Genomic DNA, 13804 nt, shown 5'->3' with positions numbered 1-13804 from the left:
TCCTTGAGGGCATGCGGGGGGACGGATCGGTCGGCAATCGCGACACGACCGGGGGCCGGAACCGGGGGCCGGGTCCGGGGCCTGGCTACGGGCTGGGGGTCACGTGGAAGCCCGCGCCGTACACACCGGCCGGTGCTGCGGCGTCCCGGGCCCGCAGGTCGGCGAGGATGTTCGCGGAGCTGGTGTAGGCGAAGGGCGGCCAGGACAGAATGATCGCCTTGGTGATGCCGGCCCAGGGGCCCGACGACTGGAAGCCGTTCTCCTGGGAGGGAAGCGCGCTTCCCGGTACGTGCTGGATCGCCGGACCGCCCGAGTCGCCCGCCTGGTGCGGTGCCACCGCCTGGTAGATGCCGTCCTGGTTGCCCCAGAGGGTCCCGTACCACACACCCGTCTGACCGGACACGATGAGCTCGTTGCCGCCGGGGGCGAGCAGCCGCTCGGTGTCGAGCGCGGGGCTCGGCGCGTTCGGGCTGACGGTGCCGCCGGGAACCGCCAGCTCGCCCGTCTGCCGGAGGTACGGCCCCTGCGCGGAGAGCGTCACCTGGGGAACCAGCTCGATGACCATGTAGTCCTTGGTCAGGTGCCCCGTCTGCGACCCCTCGGGATCCTTGAAGTAGCGCACGTGTCCGATCGGGCCGAACCCCGTGTCCGCCCGGTCGTAGACGGGTGCGATGTCGTCGTGGATCTCACGGTCCGCGTAGCTGGGGGAGGAGATGCAGTGGCCGGCCGAAATGGCGATCTGGTGACCGTACTTGTCCGTGCCCACTGCGCCGATCGTGCAGAAGGCGTCGGGTTGCGACAGGTTGAAGAGGATCTGCATCGCGTTGAAGACACGTTTGCCCTGCTCGGCCTGGGCGGCGACGGCCCCCAGGGACCAGATGAGCGCGAGGCTCAGCAGGAGAGTTCCCAACCGCTTGATCATGTTTCGGAATCCTGTTCTGCCGTGCGGAGCGGGGTCAGGCGGATACGAGAGTTGCTTCGAGGCGTGGGACGAAGTCCACGAGATCCTGCGCCCAGCAGCCGTAGTTGTGGCCGCCGTCGCAACTTCCGCCCCAGCCTGCGCCGTTGCCGTAGTCCACGTAGTGGTAGGGCCGGCCGAGCTCGTCCAGGCGCTCCTTGGCGTGCTCGGACGCGGACTGGGCCCAGAGCTCCGGGTTCGCGGCATCGCCGTCGCCGTTACCGGTGTAGAGCGAGATGCCCATGCCTGCCAGCCGGTCCATGTGGGTGGACGGATCTGCCTCGTTCCAGCGCCAGTCGACGTTGAACACCGGGTACGGCGAGCCGAAGATGGCGTCGCTGGACACCGCGGGCCCGAAGTCCAAGGAGCAGGTGGGACCGCTGGCACCGCACAGCGCGGCACCGACGTTGGTCAGCGTGGCGACCACGGCCGCTCTCATGACGAGGTGGCCGACCGAAAGGTCGAGCGCGCCGGAGAAGGCGCCGACCTGGCTGAAGAGTTCAGGGTGGTTCTGCGCGTAGTGCACGGAGCCGAAGCCGCCCATCGAGAGGCCGGCGACGGCTCGCCCGCCCTTGGTCGCGTTGGTGCGGAAGTTGGCGTCGATGAACGGGATCACCTGGTTGATGTGGAAGTTCTCCCAGTTCTGCGCGCCGGCGGCGGTGTTCTGGTCGAGCCAGTTGGCGTACCAGCCCCGCTTGCCCCCGTCCGGGACAACCGTGATCATCTTCTTGGTCGCGGTGAGGGCCGGATAGGCCAGGTTCGGGTTGCCGGGGTCGTCGGACGCACCGTGCAGGAAGTAGAGCACCGGATAGCGCTTGGTGGCGTTGGCCGCGTAGTCGCTCGGCAGCAGGATCCGGATGTGGTGCTCACCGGCGACCTCCGGAGTCGTCACGGTGATAACGAAGTTGGTGTCGGTACCGACGGTGGCGCCGACCTGGGTCAGACCGAAACCGTCGGCCGCCCTCGGCGGGCCCGGGTCCGCGGCCTGCGCGGATGTCGTGGTGGACACGGTGGACAGGCCCGTCAGGATCACGGCGGCGGCTAACGCGGCGACTGCTGCTCTGGCGCGCAGAAGCCGTGCGGGCAGAAGCCGTGCGGGCAGAACTGATCGCATCGGATGTCCTCAAGGATGGGCTGGATGCCATGGGGCTGGTGGTTCATCAGCCGGACTCCGGAATTGTCATCGCAGAACTCCACGCCGCGCCAGGGATGACCTGTGTCTCACATGAGCCACTGGCGCAGCTGCGCCTACCCAGCAGTAGAATTCGATGGCCGTACCATCGACTCCGGTACGGATGAGGGGGAGCCGTGCGCGACGTCTTGGACCCGCATTCCGACCGCGGGCGGGTCTACAGATCCCTGGTCGGTCACCCGCGTGAGCCCGTCGGCTGGTTGGCGGCCCGCACCGGGCTGAGCGCGGCCGTGGTCAGCGCGGTGGTGGAGGAACTCGCCGCCGAGGACATCATTGTGAGGACGAATCACAGGAACGGGGAAGCCCCTGGAGTCGGGGAAACCTCCTGGGAGGCAATACCGCCCACGGAAGTCGTCGAGACCCTGCTGCAGCGCGAGGCCGCCGTACAGAGCACCCTGCGCAAGACCGGAACGGAACTGGAACGCCTCTACCGTTTCGCCCGGAGGGACGCCGGTCACTACGGCGCGCTGGAAGTCGTCGAGGACTCCGCACGCGTGCTGGCCGTCAGCCGGCAACTGCAGCAGACCGCGTCCCATCAGATCCGAGTCATCGACGTACCCCCGTACTCCGGTTCCGCCGAGCACTACAGGGAGCAGGAGGTGCTCCAGCGGGAGCGCATGGACGCAGGCGTCGCCTACCGCACCATTTACCACGGCTCCGTGTTCGACGACCTCGTCGCGTGGCCCAATATGGCGCGCATGATAGAGGCCGGTGAACAGGCACGGACTTTGGACGATCCACCGCTTAAACTCGCCATCAGCGACAGCGAACTGGCGGTCGTCACTCTCACCGCCGACGACCATCCCGGTGTCGTCTCCCTCTTGATCCGTCCGTCCAGCCTGCTCCAGGCGCTGTCCAACGTGTTCGAGTCCCTGTGGCGGCTCGCCGTTCCGATATCGGCCGCGGGCATCGGGACGCAGATCGACGCCCGGGACCGCCAGATCCTCACCCTCATGGCCAGCGGCGCCACCGACGACGCGATCGCCCGCCACCTCGGCCTGAGCCGCCGCACCGTCGTACGCCGCGTCTCCACGCTCCTGGCGGCATTGGGCGCCACGACCCGCTTCCAGGCCGGAGTCCAGGCGGCACGACGAGACTGGCTGTGAACTCCCGCGCTCTCGCTGAGTGCGCACTGCCGCGCACGGGCGGCTACGCCGTCAGAACAGGCCCACCTCGGCCACGGGGGATTCGTGATGACTGAGCCCGTACCCGTACACCTGCACGGCGCCGTGCTCCACATCCGTCCACCGCAGGCCCTCGGCCTGGGCGGGCATCTTGCCGGCTGCCCGCATCCGCAAGAGGCGGGCTTTGGTCTCTTCGGCGAGCCCCATCGGATCATCCGAGTCGTGTTCGCCGTCGGTCCAGCCGCGCGCCAGCTGACCCTCGGTCCAGTACAGCAGGATCCGCGTCTCGTAGTGCTTCATGGCGTGCCTCCACCTCAACGATGCGTCACCGAGCGACGCTGCGCACATCATGATGGCCTCACGTATGGGGTCTCTACCATTCTCGGCGCGACGGGAACCGCGCTCAGCCGATCCTGTTGCTGCGGCGCTCCAATAGCACGACATCTCGCCAGACGTCGTGCTGCCGGCCAATGCGTTCACGGGTGCCGATCACCCGGAAACCGGCGTTCAGGTGCAGGCGCATGCTCGCGGTGTTCTCCGGAAAGATCCCGGACTGAATGGTCCAGATACCCGCCGCTTCGGTCGACGCGATCAATGCGCCCAGCAGCCGCCGCGCCACTCCACGCCCCCGGGCCCCGGGATGCACATAGACCGAGTGCTCCACCACTCCGGCGTACACGCACCGCGTGGACACCGCCGACGCGGCCACCCAACCCAGGACCTGCTCCTCCGACGGGGCGGTGGCGATCATACGGTGCTCGGCCAGCCTCGCCGCGTCGAAGTCCTGCCACTTCGGCGCCACCGTTTCGAAGGTGGCGTTGCCTTCGTCGATACCGGCCTGGTAGATCGCCAGAACCTGGTCGGCATGCTGGGGCCGCATGGCGATCACTTCCAGTTCGGCCCGGGAAGCCGCTGCCGCTGACGGATCAGGGTGCACAGCGGAATCCTCCAACCTTTCGCTCATGCGGCGGGTGCGGCGGAGATCTCGGCGATCAGGTTCTCGATGAGGACCCTGATCTCGTCGCGGATCGGGCGGACGGCCTCGACGCCCTGGCCTGCCGGGTCCTCCAGTTTCCAATCCAGGTACCGCTTGCCCGGGAACACGGGGCAGACGTCCCCGCAGCCCATCGTGATGCAGACGTCGGACGCCTGGACGGACTCGACGGTCAGCACCTTCGGGATCTCGGCGGAGATGTCGATGCCGACCTCGCGCATCGCCTCCACGGCGGCCGGGTTGACCTGGGCGCCGGGGGCGGAGCCGGCGGAGCGGACCTCGACGCGGTCTCCGGCCAGGTGGGTCAGCCAGGCCGCGGCCATCTGGGAGCGGCCGGCGTTGTGGATGCAGACGAACAGGACGGACGGCTTCTCGGACATCGGGGTCCCTTGTGTCTCACGAAGAATCGAGCTGCTGTCGATATCAGCCACTCGGTGGTGTCAGGCAGCACTGATGTGACAGTATCAGCGCATGATGACGTCAGTCGACACTGATTTGATGCGAGTTCTCGCGGACCCGCTCAGGATGCAGATCGTGACCCTGCTCGCCCGCGAGACCCTCTGCACCACGCATCTGGTCGAGGAGACCGGCGCGAGGCAGACGAACCTGTCCAACCACCTGAAGGTGCTGCGGGAGGCCGGGGTCGTGGAGACGGAGCCCTGCGGGCGGTTCACGTACTACAAGCTGCGCGCGGACGTCATCGCCGCGCTCGGCGCCCAGTTCGCCGAACTGGCCGAGTCCGCGCGGACCGGCGCCGAGAACAAGAGGGCCTGCCCGTGACCCGCACCGAACCTCCCGCGACCATCACTGAACCCGGGGTGGTCGCGAAGCTCTCCACCCTTGACCGCTTCCTCGCCGTGTGGATCCTGCTCGCCATGGCGCTCGGCCTCGGACTCGGACGGATCATCCCCGGGTTGAACGACGCGCTGGCGAAGGTCGAGATCGGCGGGATCTCCCTGCCGATCGCCGTCGGGCTGCTGATCATGATGTACCCGGTCCTGGCCAAGGTCCGCTACGACAAGCTCGACTCCGTCACCGGCGATCGCAAGCTCATGGTCTCGTCCCTGGTGATCAACTGGCTGGTCGGCCCGGCCGTCATGTTCGCGCTGGCGTGGATCTTCCTGGCCGACCTTCCCGCGTACCGCACCGGCCTGATCATCGTCGGACTCGCCCGCTGCATCGCCATGGTCATCATCTGGAACGACCTCGCCTGCGGCGACCGCGAAGCCGCCGCCGTCCTGGTCGCCCTCAACTCCGTCTTCCAGGTGATCGCCTTCGGCCTGCTCGGCTGGCTCTACCTCGACCTGCTGCCCGGCTGGCTGGGCCTGGGCGACGGTGAACACCTCGACATCAGCATGTGGAAGATCGCGCTGAACGTCGTGATTTTCCTCGGCGTGCCGCTCGTGGCCGGCTTTCTGACGCGACGCTACGGCGAGAAGTCGATGGGCCGGGAGAAGTACGAGGCCACTTTCCTGCCGAAGATCGGCCCGTTCGCCCTCTACGGCCTGCTCTTCACGATCGTCATCCTCTTCGCCCTGCAGGGAAAGACGATCACGAACCAGCCCGGTGACGTCGTCCGCATCGCACTGCCGCTGGTGGTCTACTTCGCGATCATGTGGTTCGGGACCTTCGCCCTCGGCAAGGCCATCGGCCTGAACTACGACCGCACCGCCACGCTCGCCTTCACGGCGGCGGGCAACAACTTCGAACTCGCCATCGCCGTCGCCATCGCCACCTTCGGCGTCACCTCCGGGCAGGCCCTGTCCGGTGTCGTCGGCCCGCTCATCGAAGTTCCGGTGCTGGTGGCGCTGGTCTACGTGTCGCTCGCCTGGCGCGAGAGGTTCGCCCCGGCCTCGCTGAGCGCCTGAGGCAGGGCGCGCTGGTGGCGACCTGGGCCTGAAGCCGCGCACTTCACCCTCGAACCCCAGGCGCCAGCGCCCCGGACAAGGCGGCCAGCACGGACGGCGCCACGCGGTAGTAGACCCACGTCCCGCGTCGCTCGGAAGTGAGCAGGCCGGCCTCGCGCAGCTTCTTCAAGTGGTGGCTGACGGTGGGCTGCGAGACGCCGACGTCGGAGATGTCGCAGACGCAGGCTTCCCCGCCCTCGTGTGAGGCGATCAGGGAGAACAGCCGCAGTCGGACCGGATCGCCGAGAGCCTTGAACATGGCCGCCGTCCGTACCGCCTCTTCGGCGGTCAGCGCCTGCTGGGTCAGCGGTGGGCAGCACGGCACGGCCGGCTGCAGAACCGGCAACTCAACCATCTCTAGATTCGACATGTGTCTATGTTGACACTCGTCGAAGCCAGTGGCAAACTTCGACGTATCGACGGATGTCGAATCAGAGGGCGCAAGGCCCACGCCGTGTCCGTGTCCGACCTCGCGGCTTTCCATCGCGACCGCTTCGCAGCTCGGCGCTGCCTTCCGGTATCACCCATCACCTCCTGACCGCGCATTGCCGTTCCGCCCAGAGAGGCCCCACCATCATGCGTACGACAACCGCCCTCCCCGTCGTCGTCATCGGAGCCGGCCCCATCGGTCTGGCCGCCGCGTCCCAACTCCTGCAACGCGGGCTGGAACCGCTGGTTCTGGAATCGGGCGACTCCGCGGGCAGTGCGGTACGGGAGTGGGGCCACGTGCGGCTTTTCTCCACCTGGAGCGAAGTGGTCGACCCCACGGCCGAGAAGCTGCTCGCGCCCACCGGTTGGGTCCGCCCCGATGGGGCCGGCTATCCCTCGGGCGCCGAATGGGCCGAGCGGTATCTGCAGCCGCTGGCAGGCGCTCTCGGTGACCGGGTCCGGTACGGCGTGCGGGTGTCCGGAGTGTCCAGAGCCGGCCGGGATCGCGTCGTGGACGCCGACCGCGAGGCCCAGCCGTTCACCGTCCACGTCACCGGTTCCGGCGGGGCGGAGGAGCGGATCACCGCCCGCGCCGTCATCGACGCCTCCGGCACGTGGTCCACCCCCAGCCCGCTGGGCGGCGACGGTCTGCCGGCACTCGGGGAGCGTGCGGCCGCCGACCGCATCGCCTACCGCGTCCCCGACCTGGCCGACCCGACCGTCCGCGCCCGGTACGCCGGCAAGCGCACCGCCGTGATCGGCTCCGGCGCTTCCGCCTTCACCGCCCTGGCCTACCTCGCCGAGCTGGCCGCGGACGCCCCTGGCACCCACGCGGTATGGATCCTGCGGCGCGGGATCAGCGGCAGCACCTTCGGCGGCGGCGATGCCGACCAGCTTCCGGCACGCGGGGCCCTCGGTCTGCGCGCCAAGGCAGCCGTCGAGGCGGGCCACGCCAGCGCGGTGACCGGCTTCCGCACGAGCGCGGTGGAGCGGGACGGTGAGCGGCTCGTCCTGATCGGCGAGGACGGCACCCGCCTTGAGCCGGTCGACGGGATCATCGGCCTGACCGGTCTGCGCCCGGACCTGTCGTTCGTCGACGAACTGCGCCTCGGCCTGGACGAGCGCCTCCAGGCGCCAGCCGCACTCGCGTCGCTCATCGACCCCAACGTCCACTCGTGCGGCACGGTCTATCCGCACGGCGTCAAGGAGCTCTCCCACCCCGAGGCGGGCTTCTATCTGGTCGGCATGAAGTCCTACGGCCGCGCACCCACGTTCCTGGCCATGACGGGCTACGAGCAGGTCCGTTCCATCGCGGCCGCTCTCGCCGGTGACCACGAGGCCGCCGAACGCGTCGAGTTGACGCTGCCCGAGACGGGAGTGTGCGGGGGAGCGGGGCTCTTCGACGAAGCGCCGGCCGCCACCGACGGCGGAGGCTGCTGCTCGGCCCCGTCCACCCTCCGGATCGGCTCCGCAGCCCCGGTCGCCGTAGCGGCCGGCGGCTGCTGAGACCACCTCGAACGACCCGTGACACCCATCTCTCAGGAGGCTCGTCATGTCCCGCGTACAGCTCGCCCTCCGGGTACCCGACCTGCAGGCGTCCATCGCCTTCTACACCAAGCTCTTCGGCACCGAACCCGCCAAACTCCGCGACGGCTACGCCAACTTCGCCATCGCCGAGCCCCCGCTCAAGCTCGTCCTGATCCAGGGCAAGGACGGCGAGGAGACCCGCACCCGCATGGACCACCTCGGCGTTGAAGTCGACACCACCGAAGCCGTCCACGCCGCCACCACCCGACTGGCCGACGCGGGCCTGACCACCGACGTCGAGGACGACACCACCTGTTGCTACGCACTGCAGGACAAGGTCTGGGTCCACGGCCCCGGGCAGGAGCCCTGGGAGGTCTACGTCGTCAAGGCCGATGCCGACAGCCTGACCAGGTCCCAGGGCAGCAGCTGCTGCGCAACGCCCGCCGCCGCGGAGACCGACGCGCCGGAACCCGTCGCGGCCTCCTCCAGCGCCTGCTGCTGGCGGTTCCCCAGCAGCGGTGGCGGCGACGGGTCGGCCACGGCGGCGGCATCCACTGCGTCACCCAGCAGCAGCCGGTGACGTAACGCGCTGGGAGACCCCCATCCGTCCGCACGCGAGAACGTCGTGCCTCGTGCCACCTCGCACCCGCCCGTATGTTCGCCGGACAACTCGCCCGTCCAGTGTCGGAGCCTCGCGCACCGGGCAGACTGGACGGGCACATGCGGAACGATGTCATGGGGGTGGGCGCGTGGCCCGTATCGGTGTTACCGGCCACCGGTGCATCCCCGCCGACGCACTGGACAACGTGCACGCGGGGATCCGGGCCCAACTGCGGGGCGGCGGGGCGGGCGGGTTCGACGCGGCGTTCAGCAGCCTCGCGGCGGGCGCCGACCAGATCTTCGCGGAGGTGGCGCTCGGCTGTGGTGTGCCGGTCACCGCGGTGATCCCGGGTGCTGCGGACTACGGGAATCGGCTTGGCGGGATGACGGCCCAGGTGGCGTACCGCCGGCTGCTGGCGTCCTGCGCCGACCGGGTGGAGCTACCGGCCGCTGATACCGAGGAGGAGGCCTACCTGTTGGCGGGCCGGTGGATTGTCGACCACGTGGACCGGTTGGTGGCGGTGTGGGACGGCTGTCCGGCCCGCGGGCTCGGCGGCACCGGCGATGTCGTGGAGTACGCCCGGCTCTCGGGCGTGCCGGTGGTCGTCGTGTGGAGCCCCGGCGTGCGGCGCGCGTAGGGGGCGTACGGAGTCAGGAGCCGAAGCGGGCCAGCCAGTCTGTGTGCTGGGGTGAGACCAGGCGCTCCGCGGTCGCCACCGTGCGAGCCCAGCAGTCTTCAGTGACCGTGGTGTTCACCGTGACACGCAGCGCCTCCAGGTCCTGCTCCACCAGGGCGTGCGCGTAGTGCAGCGGGCGATGCCTGCGTACTTCCTGCCAGCCGACGCACGCCGCGGCGGCCGAGGCGAGCAGGCCCGTCAGGTCCCAGCCGCCGTGGCTGAGGCCGAGGGCCTGAACAGCGGCCGTGAGCAGTGCCAGCAGAGTCAGCGCGGTGCTCACAGCAGACCAGCGGAGCGCGGCGCGGTGCTCCTGCAGCGATCTGTTGCGGTACCAGGTCATCTGCTCCAGCATTCGGTCCCGCAGGTAGATGTCCCGGCGGGCGGTGAACGGTTTGGCCCGAACGGCCCGCATGACCGGGGTGATCTGTCCGGTCGCCATGATCTGGGGGGCCGTGCGCGATTCTGTCCAGCCCACTCTGCGCAATTCGAGCAGCCGCTCCTCCAGCCGTTCGGCGAACACCCCGTCGGGGTCGGGGACGTGGGAGGGGAACGGCCCACCACGGACCATGTACTGCCAGGCCAGGGACTTCATGAACTCGGCAGCGTCACGGTGCACCTGCCAATGGGCATGGGCGTGCCGGCGCGAGGTGCGCACACCCATCAGGATGGCAAGTCCGTACATGACGGCCGCGGGACCAGCGGCGATCTGGCTGTCGAACCGTTGAGCGATCACGGCCGTGGCCGTGGCGATCAGGAGAAGGATCAACTGGGTACGCGTGGCGCGGAGGGACTCGCTCTGACGGCTTAACGCCTTCTGATCGTTGGCGAGATAGAGCTGGGGCAGGTCGCGGTCGCCGACGGTTGTGCTCGGCCCCGGGGTCGTGGTCCGCACGGTTGCACCGCCTCACGAGGAAGGGTGAATATATCGTGACTCGAGACGTCCAAGAGCGCCAGGCACTGCGATGCGCTAGACACGACTGATATAACGCAACCTCTGACGGAGCAAAGAAATACGAGGCAGGTATGACGTCTTCACACAGTGCGGCTCGCCCCGCACCCGGCCGGCGCCCGGTGGACCGGTTGTCGTCCATCAACCCGTTCGATCCTGCCACCATGAGGAGGCTTGAGCGGGCGGGTGTGTCCACGAGGCGTGTGGGCGCTCCCGCGTCCGCCAGTTTCGATTCCTGCCTGTGAGTCGCCGGGCGCCCCGGGCGGCATCGCCCGGGGCGCCCGGGGCATGGCCCGGGGTGCGGGCTGCCGCCTGTCGACAACAACACCAGGCGCGGCGCACTCATTCTGTAGGTGACCCTGTCGGTCTAACGTACGAAGTTTAGTCTGCGCACCGCGGCGGTCGGTGCGTGGTTCAATATGCCGAGTGACGGTCTTCCCACTCCGGCAGCTGGTTCTGAAGGTTCACGGCCGGTGCAACCTTGCCTGTGATCACTGTTACGTTTACGAACACGCCGATCAGAGCTGGCGTACTCGGCCGAATGTGATCTCCGACCAAACCGTCGCGCAGACGGCTCGGCGATTCGCCGATTATGCCCGGGAAGAGAAACTCGACAGCGTATCGGTTATTCTCCACGGCGGCGAGCCGCTTCTTGTGGGGCCTGCGGGACTGAGAAGCATTTGCGAGGAACTGACCCGCACCATCGCACCGGTCACCGCACTCGACCTACGCATCCATACCAATGGCGTGACACTCAACAGGCGTCATCTTGAGGTATTCGCGGAGTTCGACGTAAAAGTCGGTATTTCCCTCGATGGAGATCGTGCCGCGAACGACCGCCACCGACTGGACCGCAAGGGCCGCAGTAGTTACGACCGAGTGGTGCAAGCGGTCGATCTGCTCAGGAGTCCGGAGTTCCGGCACCTGTACCTGGGGCTGCTGTGCACCGTCGACGTGGCCAATGACCCCGTTCTGGTGCACGACGCCCTCGCCGCCCTCGATCCGCCGCGGATCGACTACCTGCTTCCGCATTCCACGTGGGACCATCCCCCGTCGCGGCCCACCGGATCGCCGACCGCGTACGCCGACTGGTTGCTGAGGGTATTCGACCGTTGGGACGAACGCGGCAGGACGGTGCCGGTCAGGACCTTCGACTCGGTGCTGAGCACCCTGGGCGGCGGCCCCAGCGAGACCGAGGCGCTGGGCCTGGCCCCGTCCGACCTGGCGGTGGTGGAGACCGACGGCAGCTTCGAGCAGGCCGACTCGCTGAAGACCGCCTACGACGGTGCCGCCGCCACCGGATACGACGTGTACCAGCACAGTTTCGGTGAACTGGTCCGGCACCCCGGGGTCCGGGCCAGGCAACTGGGCATCAGCGGAGTCAGCGAGACCTGCCGCAAGTGCCCGGTCGTGGAGTCCTGCGGCGGCGGCCTGTACGCGCACCGCTACCGTGACGGCAGCGGTTTCGACAATCCATCCGTTTTCTGTGGTGATCTCCTGGCGCTGATCGACGGTATCGCCGACCGCAACATCCAGCGCGACCTGTCCCCTGCTGTTCGGTCCGCAGAGCGACTGCGCGCCGACCAACTGCAGTTGAACCGCGAATTGCTGGCCTTGCTGCACAACCGCCAATCCGGACGGCCCGGTTGGGACGAAGTCTGGCGGACGCTGTTGCAGCAGGACGCCGACGACAGCGTCCTGCCTCATCTCGACGCGGTGCTGGGCCACCCCTACGCGCGGACCTTCCTACGGCGCTCCCTGGACGGTCCGGCAGACACGGGCCGTCTGGCCGTCACCGTCGCCGCGGTCGCGTTGCGGGCAGCGGCCCTGGGGGTGGTGCCCGGAGAGACTGCGATGCGCTGGGATGCCGACAGCGCGGTACTGCACCTGCCGACCCTCGGCACCCTCCAGCTGACCGGACCCGGTCCGGTCGAGATCACCGCCACTTCCGGGCGCCTGTTGCTCCGGGAGGCCACCGGAGCCGAGCACCGGTTACCGATTGCCGGCGCCGCGGGGGACCTCGGGAGCTGGCGGCCGTTGTACGCGCTGGGTTGGCCGGAGGGCGCCGGTACCGGTGACGCGCCGCTGCTCGACGACGCCAACCCCTATCGTGACTGCTTCGCTGCGCCGGTGACCCCCGGCTTGGATCCCGGCGCGGTGGCCGACTTCCGGGTGCGGTGGGGTGAGGCAGCGGCCCTGCTGGCCGACCGAGTGCCGGGCTGGTCCAAGGAGCCCGCCGCGCTCTTCCCCACCGTCGTGACCCCGCTGGCCGTGGGCGCCGGGGTGCGCACCGGGGCGCACGGCCCCGGCGCCATCGGAGTGGCGGTGGACGCGCCACCCGAAGCGATCGCCCGGGGAGTGTTGCGGGAGGGGCGGCTGGCCTGGCTGGCCGCGCTTCGCGAGTCGACGGACCTGCACCTGCCCGGCACCGGTGCGGGCCCGCTGCTGGACGCTGCGAGTACGGCGCTGGGCGAGGCCGACTACTGGTCCACGGAGCCGGCGGAGGATCCTCGGCGGCGTGCCGCCCTGGCCCGGGCGGACGAGGCGCTGGTCCGTTTCGACGCGCGGCCCGAGCGCGAACTCACCGCGAGCGGCGCGGCGGTGGCCGCGCAGCTGCGCTCGGAGTGGCGCGAGCTCCGTGGCTGAGGCCGCCGGCCTCGCGAAGCGTTTCGCCGCGCTGGGAGTGCGGCGCGGTGGGGTGCTGTTGGTCCATGCCTCGCTGGGTGGCAGCGGACTGCGGGACACCGAGGTGCGTGACGCCCTGCTGGACGTGCTCGGTCCGAGCGGCACCCTGGTGGTCCCCGCGTTCACACCGGAGAACTCCGACAGCTCCCGTGCGCACCGCCGGGCCGTCGCCGGGCTGAACGACCGGGACAGGGCTGTCTTCCGGACGGCGATGCCGCCCTTCGAACCGGACGCCACCGGCTGCCTGTCCATGGGGGTGCTCGCCGAGCGGGTGCGCACCACCCCCGGCGCGGTGCGCAGCGGGCATCCGCAGACCTCGTTCGCCGCGCTGGGACCGCGCGCCGCCGACCTGCTCGCCGGTCACCATCCGCACTGCCACCTCGGGGAGCGCTCCCCACTGTCCCGCCTGTACGCCGCGGGCGCCCAGGTCCTGCTGCTGCGAGTCGGGTTCGAGGTCTGCAGCGCTTTCCACCTCGCCGAGTACCGCAGATCGCCCCCGCCCGCTTTGCGTACCTACCGTTGTGTCATGGAAAGCAAGGGCAACTGGATCGCGTATCGGGATGCGGTGCTGGACGACAGCGATTTCGGTGCGATCGGGGCGGAGTTGTCACTTGATCTTCTCGCCGAACAGGAAGTGGCCGGCCGGCCGGCGTTGCTGATCGGCATGAAGGAGGCGGTGGATCATGCCCTGGCCATCATGTCCGGATTTCGACGATGAAATTCTGGAAATAGCCGACCTGCGGAGCGGAACTTCGGGCACAT

15 protein-coding genes are annotated in these 13804 nt (G+C 69.0%); 8 read left to right on the top strand and 7 right to left on the bottom strand.

Annotated elements, in window-relative coordinates; all coding sequences use genetic code 11:
* Positions 1–85 precede the first annotated feature (85 nt).
* Positions 86–922, bottom strand: coding sequence for a hypothetical protein (locus O3X23_RS23310; protein WP_269273443.1), 837 nt, complete (start codon positions 920–922; stop codon positions 86–88).
* A gap of 34 nt (positions 923–956) precedes the next feature.
* Positions 957–2072 (bottom strand): alpha/beta hydrolase, encoded by a 1116-nt coding sequence (locus O3X23_RS23305; protein ID WP_269273442.1) that lies wholly within the window; start codon positions 2070–2072, stop codon positions 957–959.
* 194 nt (positions 2073–2266) lie between these two features.
* Here O3X23_RS23305 and O3X23_RS23300 point away from each other — a divergent pair, with 194 nt between their 5' ends.
* Complete coding sequence (locus tag O3X23_RS23300; protein ID WP_269273441.1) at positions 2267–3256, top strand: helix-turn-helix transcriptional regulator; 990 nt, start codon at positions 2267–2269, stop codon at positions 3254–3256.
* A gap of 51 nt (positions 3257–3307) precedes the next feature.
* Here the strand turns inward: O3X23_RS23300 and O3X23_RS23295 are convergent, their stop codons facing one another.
* The 3 genes from O3X23_RS23295 to O3X23_RS23285 form a co-directional block, all read right to left on the bottom strand.
* Positions 3308–3574, bottom strand: a complete 267-nt coding sequence (locus O3X23_RS23295) for a hypothetical protein (protein ID WP_269273440.1) — start codon at positions 3572–3574, stop codon at positions 3308–3310.
* A 103-nt stretch (positions 3575–3677) separates the two neighbouring features.
* Positions 3678–4154 carry a GNAT family N-acetyltransferase gene (locus O3X23_RS23290; protein ID WP_269273515.1) on the bottom strand — a complete coding sequence of 159 codons (477 nt, stop codon included), beginning with the start codon at positions 4152–4154 and terminating at the stop codon, positions 3678–3680.
* A gap of 80 nt (positions 4155–4234) precedes the next feature.
* Positions 4235–4648 (bottom strand): arsenate reductase ArsC, encoded by a 414-nt coding sequence (locus O3X23_RS23285; RefSeq protein WP_269273439.1) that lies wholly within the window; start codon positions 4646–4648, stop codon positions 4235–4237.
* Positions 4649–4739: 91 nt separating this feature from the next.
* On the opposite strand from O3X23_RS23285, the gene O3X23_RS23280 reads away from it, so the two are divergent.
* Together O3X23_RS23280 and arsB are read left to right on the top strand one after the other, a co-directional pair.
* The gene (locus tag O3X23_RS23280) at positions 4740–5048 is read left to right on the top strand and encodes an ArsR/SmtB family transcription factor (protein ID WP_269273438.1); all 309 of its coding nucleotides are present in this window, start codon (positions 4740–4742) and stop codon (positions 5046–5048) included.
* Positions 5045–6136 (top strand): ACR3 family arsenite efflux transporter, encoded by a 1092-nt coding sequence (arsB, locus tag O3X23_RS23275; protein WP_269273437.1) that lies wholly within the window; start codon positions 5045–5047, stop codon positions 6134–6136. The genes O3X23_RS23280 and arsB overlap by 4 nt, the downstream gene beginning before the upstream one ends.
* Positions 6137–6179: 43 nt before the next feature.
* Here the strand turns inward: arsB and O3X23_RS23270 are convergent, their stop codons facing one another.
* Complete coding sequence (locus O3X23_RS23270) at positions 6180–6545, bottom strand: ArsR/SmtB family transcription factor (RefSeq protein ID WP_269273436.1); 366 nt, start codon at positions 6543–6545, stop codon at positions 6180–6182.
* A 206-nt stretch (positions 6546–6751) separates the two neighbouring features.
* Here O3X23_RS23270 and O3X23_RS23265 point away from each other — a divergent pair, with 206 nt between their 5' ends.
* The 3 genes from O3X23_RS23265 to O3X23_RS23255 all read left to right on the top strand — a co-directional run bounded on the left by O3X23_RS23265 (position 6752) and on the right by O3X23_RS23255 (position 9369).
* Positions 6752–8110: an FAD-dependent oxidoreductase gene (locus O3X23_RS23265; RefSeq protein ID WP_269273435.1), complete on the top strand. Its 1359-nt coding sequence runs from the start codon at positions 6752–6754 to the stop codon at positions 8108–8110.
* A gap of 46 nt (positions 8111–8156) precedes the next feature.
* Complete coding sequence (locus O3X23_RS23260; protein ID WP_269273434.1) at positions 8157–8711, top strand: ArsI/CadI family heavy metal resistance metalloenzyme; 555 nt, start codon at positions 8157–8159, stop codon at positions 8709–8711.
* Positions 8712–8880: 169 nt separating this feature from the next.
* On the top strand, positions 8881–9369 hold the full coding sequence (locus O3X23_RS23255) for a hypothetical protein (protein ID WP_269273433.1): 489 nt from the start codon (positions 8881–8883) through the stop codon (positions 9367–9369).
* A 13-nt stretch (positions 9370–9382) separates the two neighbouring features.
* Here the strand turns inward: O3X23_RS23255 and O3X23_RS23250 are convergent, their stop codons facing one another.
* Positions 9383–10300 (bottom strand): DUF4231 domain-containing protein, encoded by a 918-nt coding sequence (locus tag O3X23_RS23250; RefSeq protein WP_269273432.1) that lies wholly within the window; start codon positions 10298–10300, stop codon positions 9383–9385.
* Between the two features lie 483 nt (positions 10301–10783).
* Between O3X23_RS23250 and fxsBH the strand changes: the two genes are divergently transcribed.
* Entirely contained in the window at positions 10784–13003 is a 2220-nt protein-coding gene (fxsBH, locus tag O3X23_RS23245; RefSeq protein ID WP_269273431.1) for a radical SAM/SPASM protein FxsBH, inactivated beta-hydroxylase extension form, read from the top strand.
* The gene (locus tag O3X23_RS23240; RefSeq protein WP_269273430.1) at positions 12996–13760 is read left to right on the top strand and encodes an aminoglycoside N(3)-acetyltransferase; all 765 of its coding nucleotides are present in this window, start codon (positions 12996–12998) and stop codon (positions 13758–13760) included. The genes fxsBH and O3X23_RS23240 overlap by 8 nt, the downstream gene beginning before the upstream one ends.
* Positions 13761–13804 lie beyond the last annotated feature (44 nt).

Source organism: Streptomyces sp. H39-S7 (assembly GCF_027158205.1).
GTDB lineage: Bacteria > Actinomycetota > Actinomycetes > Streptomycetales > Streptomycetaceae > Actinacidiphila.
The sequence above is the reverse complement of the archived record's forward strand: the minus strand, read 5'-3'. Positions and strand labels throughout refer to the sequence as shown.